The following is a 7,316-nucleotide window of genomic DNA, read 5'->3' on the forward strand; positions in this document are numbered from 1 at the left end:
TACCGACAAAGGGGTGGGGACGGGGTCCTGGGGATCAGGGCGCGCGTGTCGCGGTGCACCATGGAACCTGCGGCGCGCGGGCGCGTGCCGTGCACGAACAGGGCCTACGGGAGCGAGACGGAGCCGTGGTGGACGTCCAGGGCGCGGTGGCGGACGGATTCGAGCCGGTCCGGGAGGCGTTCGCACGGAACCTCACCGAGCGTGGCGACCCGGGTGCGGCGGTGGCCGTGCACGTGGACGGACGCCGGGTCGTGGACCTCTGGGGCGGCACCCGAAACGATTCTGCGGGCGGCGCCCGGGCCACCGACGGGACGACCGCCGGGACACAGCCCGCTCACGGCGCGGGCGACCCGTGGCAGGCCGGCACCGCCACCGTCGTACGGTCCGCCACGAAGGGCGTCGCCGCGACCGTGCTGCACCTGCTGCACCAGCGCGGACGCCTGGACCTGGACGCCCCCGTCGGCACCTACTGGCCGGAGTTCAAGGCGCACGGCAAGGAGGGCGTCCTGGTGCGGCACCTGCTGTCGCACCGCGCGGGGCTGCCGGTCCTGGACACGCCGCTCACCCCCGCCGAGGCCCTCGACGGCGTCAGCGGCCCCGCCGCGCTCGCCGCCCAGCGCCCCGTGTGGGAGCCCGGCACCGCGCACGGCTACCACGCGCAGACCTACAGCTGGCTGCTCGGCGAACTGGTGATGCGGATGACCGGCCGGTCCATCGGCCGCTGGTTCGCCGAGGAGATCGCCCGGCCGCTCGGCCTCGACCTGTGGATGGGCCTCCCCGACGGCGAGCGGCACCGCGTCGCCACGCTCAGGGACGTCACGGCGCCCCCGCCGCCCGCCGCCGCGGGCCTGCGGGTCCGGGCCAAGAACACCGTCCTCGACGCCTACCGCGACCCGGACTCGCTCACCCGGCGCGCCTTCGGCGCGATCGACCCGCTGCCGGACGAGAACGACCCCGCCTACCGGGCCGCCGAACTCGCCGCCTCCGGCGGCATCGCCACCGCCCGCTCGCTCTCCCGCTTCTACGCCGCACTCATCGGCCACGTCGAGGCCGAGGACGAACACCCCGCCGCCCGCTCCCTGTTCACCGCCGCCACACTGACGCAGGCCCGTTCCCAGGAGTCGCACGGCCCGGACCGGGTGCTCGTCGTCGGCACCCGCTTCGGGCTCGGCTACATGCTGCACAGCCCCTCCTCGCCGATGCTCGGCACCGGCTCCTTCGGCCACCCCGGCCGCGGCGGCTCCCTGGCCCTGGCCGACCCCGAGTCCGGCACCGCCTTCGCCTACGTGACCCGCGGCACGCAGCCCTCCGTCACCTCCGACCCCCGCGCCCAGGCCCTGCTGCGTGCGGTGAAGTCCTGCCTGCGGGGGTGACGGCGCCCAGACGGCTCCGTGGGGGTCGTCACCGCACGAACGGCCCGGCTAACCTCGGGCGATGCGACGATTCGAGGGATACGCGGCCCTGGTCACCGGCGCCGGACGAGGCATCGGCCAGGCGGTCGCACGGCGACTCACGGACGAGGGCGCGCGAGTGATGCTCGCCGACGTGGACGGAGAACGCGCCCGGCGCGCGGCCGCCCCGCTCGACGGCGCGGAGGCGGTCGCCTGCGACGTCGCCGACAGCCGGTCGGTCGAAGCCGCCGTGGCCGCGACCGTCGAACGGTTCGGGCGGCTCGACGTACTGGTCAACAACGCCTACTCCTGCCATCCGGAACCCGCCCGCATCGAGGACCAGGACGACGAGCCCTGGCTGCGCGACCTGGACGTCTCCCTGACCGGGGCGTTCCGCTGCATGCGTGCCGCGATGCCGCACCTCGCCGCGGCGGACGGCAGGGGTGCCGTCGTGAGCATCGGCTCCGTCAACGGCATCGCCGACTTCGGCAACCACGCCTACAGCGCCGCGAAGGCCGGCCTCGGCTCCCTCACCCGCACCCTCGCCGGGGACGCGGCCCCGCGCGGCGTCCGCGTCAACCTGGTCGCGCCGGGCACCGTCCACACCCCCGCCTGGGAAGGACGGGAGGACGTGCTGGAACGCGCCGCCCGCGAGTACCCACTGGGGCGCGTCGGTGTCCCGGACGACATCGCGTCCGCCGTCGCCTTCCTCGCCTCCCGCGACGCGGCCTGGATCACCGGCGTCACCCTGCCCGTCGACGGCGGCCTCCTCAGCGGCAACCAGGGTCTCCAGCGGGCCATGCGGGGCGGCGAGGTCTGACCCGACGGCCGGTGGCCGGCCCCGGCTCCCGCTCCGGCGCCCGAGCGCCCACCGCGCCGCACGCGCGGACAGGCCGCCGCGGCCCGGGGCGCCGGCGTTCCGCACCCCGTCCGGGCGGATGCGTGCATGCGATCCGCGCTCGTGGGATACCCGGCCACACAGCCGTCGCAGAGACGGCCGGACCAGCACCCACAGCCGACGACGCACGAGTGAGGTAGTTCTCCTTGCGTGACGACGAGTTCCTGGCGCACGTCCGCGACCACGGGCAGTACGAGGACCAGAAGGAAGCCCGCACGGTGACGGAGGCGGTTCTGACCGTGCTCGCCGCCCGCGTCACCGCCGACGAGGCGGGAGACGTGGCCGCGCAACTCCCGCCGCCCCTCGACGAACCGCTGCGCACGAGCGCGGGCGGCGAACGGTTCGACCTGGACGAGTTCTACCGCCGGGTGGACGGGATCGTCGGGCCCCGCTCCCGGACCGCCGAGTGGGACGCCACCGCGGTGCTCTCCACCCTGCCGCAGGCGATCTCCCCCGGAGCGGTGCGGCACCTGGTCACCCAGCTGCCCGACGACTTCGCGCCGCTCTTCAACCGACAGGCCGCGTGACGGCGGGGCACACCCCGTGAACCGCCCGACGCACGGTCGGCAGCGAGCCGTCCCCTCCACGCCGCGCTCCGCAGGCAGTACCCCGCGACGGGGGCGGCGCCGTGTGCGCCACGGCCCCCCACAGGCCGGTACGCGCGACGCGGCTCACCACCCAAGGAGACATTCGTATGCAACTCAGCCGACTCGCTTCCCTGTACACGCCGGAGCAGGCCTCCTTCGCCACCGTCTACCTGGAGGGACGCTCTCCCGGTGAGGACGCGGCGGACCAGGTACGGCTGCGCTGGCACGAACTCCGCGAACGGCTCACGAAGGAAGGCGCCTCGGAGGCGGCGCTCGGCTCCGTCGACGAGGCACTGTCCCAGGACAAGGCCGGCGAGGAGCAGGCCGACGGCCGGGTACTCGTCGCCTCCGCCGAGGGCCGCCTCGCACTCGACCAGCCCTGGGACGCCGCCCTGGGGGCGGGCGACCAGGCGCACTGGGGTCCGTTTCCCGAACTGGGCTCCTACGTGCGCCACACCGCCGACGCCGTCCGGGTACTGCTCGTCGTGGCGGACCAGCAGGAGGCCAGGTTCAGTGCGGTGACCGTCGCCACCGGGGGCGATGCGGCGGAGGACTCCGCTCCGCCGCAGGAAGGGGGGTCGGCACCTCACCGGCGCGTCCGGCACCGTTCCGCCACGGTGGTGAACCAGGACGCCGACGACTTCGACACCACCGCGACCGACGCCCTGCGGCGCACCTCGCCCGACCTCGTGGTGCTCGCGGGCGAGGTCCAGGGACGCGCGACGCTGCGCAGCCGGATGCCCGACCCGCTTTCCGCCCCACTCGTGGAGACCGACCGGGGAGGAGTGACCGACTCCCGTGCGCGGCACGTCCTGGACGAGGAACTGCTGCAGATCGCCACCAGGCACGCCCAGCAGAAGCAGCGGGACGACGCCTCCCGGTTCCACGAGGCGGAGGGGCACCGGAACACCGTGCAGGGCAGCGACAAGGTGCTCGAGGCCGCCGAATCCGGTGCGCTGGACATGTTGTTCACGGAAGCCGGCACGGCCGCCGGGCAGGAGGCGCGGATTCTCGGGGCCGCCGCGCGCTCCGGCGCCGGCTTCGCCCTCGTGCCGCACGGGACCGGGCTGGCGGGCGGGGTCGCCGGAATCCTCCGCTTCTCGCCCGGCGGCTGAAGCTCCGCAGGGACGGAACGCGGTCGGGCCCCTGTCGACGACGCGGTCACCGCCTGCCACGCCCGAGCCCCCTTCGGTCCGATCACCAGCAGCAACACCGACAACCGACGCCGCGGTCGTCTGTCCGGCAGACGGCCGCGGCGTCGGTCGTCCGCCCGGACGAGGCGGCCTGCGCGACAGCCTGCGCTGGGCTGGGTACGTCGTGCGCGGCTCGCGCACCGGCGGCCCGGCCCGCTCTTCCGGCGTGTTGCCCCCTACACCTCACGTCACAAAGGCGCGAGCATGGACCGTCTGTTCGCACAGTTCGCACGGTTCGCATCGGATCCGGACACGGAAGGCGTAGGGATGGCGATCGAGAGGACGTGCCCATGAGCGCCGGCGAGGAGAACACGCCGGGAGCACGGGCGGCCAGCGTGGGCGTGCCCCGGGAGCGGGGAGAGGGCGAGCGGCGCGTCGCCCTGGTGCCGAAGGTGATCGAGAAACTGCGGCGCACCGGCGTGGAGATCGTCGTGGAAAGCGGCGCCGGGATCGGCGCGCTCATTCCCGACACGCACTTCACCGCCGCCGGTGCGAGGGTCGGCGACCCGTGGGCGTGCGACGTGGTGGTGAAGGTCGCACCACCGACAGCGGAGGAGACCGCCCGTTTGGGCAGCGGGAGCACGCTGATCGGATTCCTCGCGCCCCTGACCTCCCCGGAGACGGTGACAGCCCTGCGGGACGCGGGCGTGGCGGGCTTCGCGATGGAGGCCGTACCGCGCATCTCGCGGGCGCAGTCGATGGACGCGCTGTCCTCGCAGGCGAACGTGTCCGGCTACAAGGCCGTGCTGCTGGCCGCCGACCACTGCACCCGGTTCTTCCCCATGCTGACGACCGCGGCCGGCACGGTGAAGCCCGCCACCGCCCTGGTGCTCGGCGTCGGCGTCGCCGGCCTCCAGGCGCTGGCCACGGCCAAACGCCTCGGTGCTCGCACCACCGGCTACGACGTGCGGCCGGAGGTCGCGGACCAGGTGCGGTCGCTCGGCGCGCAGTGGCTGGACCTGGGCATCGACGCGGCCGGCGAGGGCGGCTACGCCCGCGAACTGTCCGAGACCGAACGCGCCGAGCAGCTCAAGCGGCTGGAGGAGGCGATCACCGGCTTCGACGTGGTGATCACCACCGCGCTGGTGCCCGGCCGCAAGGCGCCGCGACTCGTCACCGCCCGCGCGGTGGAGGGCATGCGGCCCGGCAGCGTGGTCGTCGACCTCGCCGGGGAGGCAGGGGGGAACTGCGAACTCACCGAGCCCGGGGAGGTCGTGGAACGGTACGACGTCACCGTCGCCTCGCCCCTCAACCTGCCTGCCCGCATGCCCGAGCACTCCTCCGAGCTGTACGCGCGCAACGTCTCCGCGCTGCTGGAGCTGATGCTCGACGAGAACGGAGCCGTGGTGCCCGACTGGTCCGACGAAGTGCTCGCCACGTCGTGCGTCACCCGTTCCGAGGCGTCCGAGGGCGCCACGGAAGCCACGAAGGGGGAGTCCTGATGGAGTCGGGAAGCCTGCTCGCCAACATCGCGATCCTGGTGCTGGCCGCGTTCGTCGGATTCGCGGTCATCTCCAAGGTGCCCAACACCCTGCACACGCCGCTGATGTCGGGCACCAACGCCATCCACGGCATCGTGCTGCTCGGCGGCCTGATCGTGCTCGGTGAACTGGAGAACCCGTCCGTGGTCGACTCGGTCGTCCTCACCGTCGCCATCGCCTTCGGCATGATCAACGTCGTCGGCGGATTCCTGGTCACCGACCGGATGCTGAGCATGTTCAAGTCCGGGCACGGTGAGAAGAAAGGCGGGCGCGACTGATGGAGACCTTCACCTACTTCCTGTACATCGTCGCGTTCGGGCTCTTCATCTACGGGCTCTCCGGCCTGACCGGCCCCCGTACGGCCGTGCGCGGCAACCAGATCGCGGCGCTCGGCATGCTCGTCGCGCTCGTCGCCACCCTGCTGCGCATCGAGCACAACTGGGTGCTGGTCGCCGTCGGCCTGGTCGTCGGCACCGTGCTCGGGGTGCCGTCCGCCCGGCAGGTGAAGATGACCGCCATGCCGCAGATGGTCGCGCTGTTCAACGGCGTGGGCGGCGGCGCGGTCGCGCTCATCGCCTGGTCCGAGTTCCGCACCTCGGGCGCCTTCGCCGACACCGCCGGGTACGTCGCGGTGACCTCCATGTTCGCCGCGATCGTCGGATCGGTGTCGTTCTGGGGGTCGTTGGTCGCGTTCGGCAAGCTGCAGGAGATCCTGCCCGGACGGCCGATCGGCCTGGGCCCCGCCCAACAGGTCGTGAACGGCCTGCTGCTGGCAGCGGCCGTCGGATGCGCCGTCATGGCCGGACTCGGCGGTGCGTCGGAGCTGTGGATCGGACTGGTCCTCGTCCTCGCGGCCGTGCTCGGGATACTGGTCGTGCTGCCCATCGGCGGCGCCGACATGCCCGTGGTCATCTCGCTGCTCAACGCGCTGACCGGTCTTTCGGCGGCCGCGGCCGGTCTGGCGCTGGACAACACGGCGATGATCGTCGCCGGCATGATCGTCGGTGCATCCGGATCGATCCTCACCCACCAGATGGCGGTGGCGATGAACCGCACCATCCCGGCCATCGTGGCGGGCGGGTTCGGCGGTGGCGGCGGCGCGCTCGGGGCGGGTGGCGACGACGGTGAGGAGCGGACGGTGAAGTCCACGTCCGCGGCCGACGCGGCGATCCAGATGGCGTACGCCGCGCAGGTCATCGTCGTCCCCGGCTACGGCATGGCCGTCGCCCAGGCGCAGCACGCGGTGAAGGACATGGCGGACCTGCTGGCGACGAAGGGGGTCGAGGTGAAGTACGCGATTCACCCGGTGGCCGGACGGATGCCGGGGCACATGAACGTGCTGCTGGCGGAGGCCGACGTGTCGTACGACGCGCTGAAGGAGATGGACGAGATCAACGACGAGTTCGCACGCACGGACGTGACGCTCGTCATCGGCGCCAACGACGTCACCAACCCGGCGGCGCGCACCGACCCGACGAGTCCCATCCACGGCATGCCGATCCTCAACGTGGACGCCTCGCGCAACGTCATCGTGCTGAAGCGGTCGATGAGCAGCGGGTTCGCGGGGGTCGACAATCCGCTGTTCTACGCGGAACGGACGTCGATGCTGTTCGGCGATGCGAAGAAGTCGGTGGCGGAGGTGACGGAGGAGCTGAAGGCTCTGTGAGCCGGGGGTGGGGGGTGGGGGTGTTGGGGCTCGGTGTGGGCGCGGCGTGCTGTCGGGGTGTGGGTCGGGGGCGTGAGCAGCGGAGCCGGCCGACGAGCCC

Annotated in this window: 7 protein-coding genes; all 7 read left to right on the top strand. The window is 73.1% G+C overall.

Annotation, left to right across the window (positions count from 1 at the left end; genetic code table 11):
* The first annotated feature begins 125 nt into the window (after nucleotides 1-125).
* The 7 genes from RM572_RS11965 to RM572_RS11995 all read left to right on the top strand — a co-directional run bounded on the left by RM572_RS11965 (nucleotide 126) and on the right by RM572_RS11995 (nucleotide 7,216).
* On the top strand, nucleotides 126-1,373 hold the full coding sequence (locus RM572_RS11965) for a serine hydrolase domain-containing protein (protein WP_311673273.1): 1,248 nt from the start codon (nucleotides 126-128) through the stop codon (nucleotides 1,371-1,373).
* 61 nt (nucleotides 1,374-1,434) lie between these two features.
* Nucleotides 1,435-2,211 (top strand): SDR family NAD(P)-dependent oxidoreductase, encoded by a 777-nt coding sequence (locus RM572_RS11970; RefSeq protein WP_311673274.1) that lies wholly within the window; start codon nucleotides 1,435-1,437, stop codon nucleotides 2,209-2,211.
* Nucleotides 2,212-2,435: 224 nt separating this feature from the next.
* On the top strand, nucleotides 2,436-2,816 hold the full coding sequence (locus RM572_RS11975; protein ID WP_311673275.1) for a DUF2267 domain-containing protein: 381 nt from the start codon (nucleotides 2,436-2,438) through the stop codon (nucleotides 2,814-2,816).
* 167 nt (nucleotides 2,817-2,983) lie between these two features.
* The gene (locus RM572_RS11980; protein WP_311673276.1) at nucleotides 2,984-3,991 is read left to right on the top strand and encodes a baeRF2 domain-containing protein; all 1,008 of its coding nucleotides are present in this window, start codon (nucleotides 2,984-2,986) and stop codon (nucleotides 3,989-3,991) included.
* Between the two features lie 368 nt (nucleotides 3,992-4,359).
* Nucleotides 4,360-5,511, top strand: a complete 1,152-nt coding sequence (locus RM572_RS11985) for a Re/Si-specific NAD(P)(+) transhydrogenase subunit alpha (protein WP_311673277.1) — start codon at nucleotides 4,360-4,362, stop codon at nucleotides 5,509-5,511.
* A complete protein-coding gene (locus RM572_RS11990; RefSeq protein WP_311673278.1) occupies nucleotides 5,511-5,828 on the top strand; it encodes an NAD(P) transhydrogenase subunit alpha in 318 nt (105 codons plus the stop codon). The genes RM572_RS11985 and RM572_RS11990 overlap by 1 nt, the downstream gene beginning before the upstream one ends.
* On the top strand, nucleotides 5,828-7,216 hold the full coding sequence (locus RM572_RS11995) for an NAD(P)(+) transhydrogenase (Re/Si-specific) subunit beta (protein WP_311673279.1): 1,389 nt from the start codon (nucleotides 5,828-5,830) through the stop codon (nucleotides 7,214-7,216). Before RM572_RS11990 ends, RM572_RS11995 begins: the two co-directional genes overlap by 1 nt.
* The last annotated feature ends 100 nt before the right edge of the window (nucleotides 7,217-7,316 follow it).

The sequence above is a fragment of the Streptomyces hazeniae genome (assembly GCF_031845485.1).
Taxonomy (GTDB): domain Bacteria; phylum Actinomycetota; class Actinomycetes; order Streptomycetales; family Streptomycetaceae; genus Streptomyces; species Streptomyces hazeniae.

Bases quoted from the DNA above. Each gene is read 5' to 3' on its own strand.
- RM572_RS11970 (WP_311673274.1), top strand. From the start codon at position 1,435: ATGCGACGATTCGAGGGATACGCGGCCCTGGTCACCGGCGCCGGACGA.
- RM572_RS11980 (WP_311673276.1), top strand. From the start codon at position 2,984: ATGCAACTCAGCCGACTCGCTTCCCTGTACACGCCGGAGCAGGCCTCC.
- RM572_RS11985 (WP_311673277.1), top strand. From the start codon at position 4,360: ATGAGCGCCGGCGAGGAGAACACGCCGGGAGCACGGGCGGCCAGCGTG.
- RM572_RS11990 (WP_311673278.1), top strand. From the start codon at position 5,511: ATGGAGTCGGGAAGCCTGCTCGCCAACATCGCGATCCTGGTGCTGGCC.
- RM572_RS11995 (WP_311673279.1), top strand. From the start codon at position 5,828: ATGGAGACCTTCACCTACTTCCTGTACATCGTCGCGTTCGGGCTCTTC.